Genomic DNA, 2,106 nt, shown 5'->3' with positions numbered 1-2,106 from the left:
CTGCGGCCCTCGCGCCGCCAGAGCGGCTTGATCGCCCTGCGCATGGAGGCGCGGCGCATGGGGTTGGCCATGCAGCTGGCACCTCAGGAGTGGCCGCATTGGCTGGGTCAGGAGCCGCCCAACCCTTGCCCGCAGTACCACCGACCGAGGCGCAGTGCACAACCTGCCTGCTGGAGTTACTGGCAAATAGCCCCCGGGAGCTGGGTCAACCAGTGGCGTGAACCCTGTGTCGATGAGTCGCTGCTCCAGCATCTGCAGGCCTTGCCGCCCGGGGTCTTCAAGGTTGAAGCGGACAAGCAACTGATTGCCCTGTACTGGAGCGAACGCGGCGAGGTCAGTGTCCTACAGGATATCGCCTCGGTGCTCAAGGCCTTGGCCTGAAGCCACGGAGGAGGGCGCTCGCGGCAATCGTGGGCGTTTGGCAATAAAAAGCCCGACTCAGCATCGGGCGGGATGGCCAGGCAGGCCGGTAATCTCGTTTGAGCCACCCTCGGGTGGCTTCTTGCTGTTTGGGTTGTGCCCATATTCGATAAAAAATTTCTGATCTTTTCTTCAGATATATCCCCAGCTTAGTCGCTATGGTCCCTATGGTTGGACGATTTAGGGCGATTTTTCTAAATATTGATCCTATGAATGGCGATGAATGCAGGGTCGTGTTGATCGTCCGGGGAGCAGTGAAGTGACCGCAAAGTCGCGTTTCAAACAGTGTTTTGTACGATTGACAATTGTCGGATTTTCCCTGAATGTGGCGTACCCAAATCAAACGGGCGTATGAAATGAGCGTTTGCATCGCAGGCGGCTCTATACAGAATCCCGACTATCGCGTTGGCGGGTGTGCCTGGCGGATTGGCGTTAGCATCGACGGTGACGTTAGTGCCAAGCCAGAAGTCAGCGTCCGGCGTGTACTGTTCAGCTTCCATATCGTGGAGATCAGTTGATGATTTACGAAGGTAAAGCCATCACGGTTAAGGCTCTTGAAAGTGGCATCGTCGAATTGAATTTCGACCTCAAGGGTGAGTCCGTCAACAAGTTCAACCGTCTAACCCTGAACGAATTGCGTCAGGCTGTTGACACCATCAAGGCAGATGCTTCGATCAAGGGCGTGATCGTCAGCAGTGGCAAGGACGTGTTCATCGTCGGCGCCGACATCACCGAGTTTGTCGACAACTTCAAGCTGCCGGATGCCGAGCTGGTGGCTGGCAACCTCGAAGCCAACAAGATCTTCAGCGACTTCGAAGACCTCAACGTGCCGACCGTTGCCGCGATCAATGGCATCGCCCTGGGCGGCGGCCTGGAAATGTGCCTGGCCGCGGATTACCGCGTCATGGCTGCCAGCGCCAAGATCGGCTTGCCGGAAGTCAAACTGGGTATCTACCCGGGCTTCGGTGGTACCGTGCGCCTGCCGCGCATCATCGGTGCCGACAACGCCATCGAGTGGATCGCCGCTGGCAAGGAAAACCGTGCCGAAGACGCGCTGAAGGTCGGTGCCGTCGATGCCGTGGTTGCTCCCGATAAACTCAAGGATGCCGCCCTGGCCCTGGTCAAGCGCGCCATTTCTGGCGAGTTCGACTATAAGGCCAAGCGTCAGCCGAAGCTGGAAAAACTCAAGCTCAACGCCATTGAGCAGATGATGGCTTTCGAAACCGCCAAAGGTTTCGTGGCTGGCCAGGCCGGCCCGAACTACCCGGCGCCGGTCGAAGCGATCAAGACCATTCAGAAAGCCGCCAACTTTGGCCGCGACAAGGCTCTGGAAGTGGAAGCCGCCGGCTTCGTCAAACTGGCCAAGACCTCTGCCGCACAGAGCCTGATCGGTCTGTTCCTGAACGACCAGGAGCTGAAGAAAAAGGCCAAGGCCTACGACGAGATCGCCAAGGACGTGAAGCAGGCTGCCGTATTGGGTGCCGGCATCATGGGCGGCGGTATCGCCTATCAGTCGGCTTCCAAAGGCACGCCGATCCTGATGAAGGACATCAACGAGCACGGTATCGAGCAGGGTCTGGCAGAAGCCGCGAAACTGCTGGTGGGCCGTGTTGACAAAGGCCGCATGACCGCAGCGAAGATGGCCGAAGTGCTCAATGGCATTCGTCCTACCCTGTCCTACGGTGA

The 2,106-nt window shown here is 58.2% G+C and carries 2 protein-coding genes; both read left to right on the top strand.

What is annotated here, in order from left to right; genetic code table 11:
• On the top strand, positions 1-381 hold a 381-nt coding region (locus BLX41_RS05225), incomplete at its 5' end, for a hypothetical protein (protein WP_259744440.1).
• 556 nt (positions 382-937) lie between these two features.
• A partial coding sequence (locus BLX41_RS34520; protein ID WP_259744439.1) for an enoyl-CoA hydratase-related protein occupies positions 938-2,106 on the top strand: 1,169 nt, incomplete at its 3' end.

This window comes from Pseudomonas protegens (genome assembly GCF_003732485.1).
Classification (GTDB): domain Bacteria; phylum Pseudomonadota; class Gammaproteobacteria; order Pseudomonadales; family Pseudomonadaceae; genus Aquipseudomonas; species Aquipseudomonas protegens_B.
Note: the sequence above shows the minus strand (reverse complement) of the source record. Positions and strands in the feature narration are given on the sequence as shown.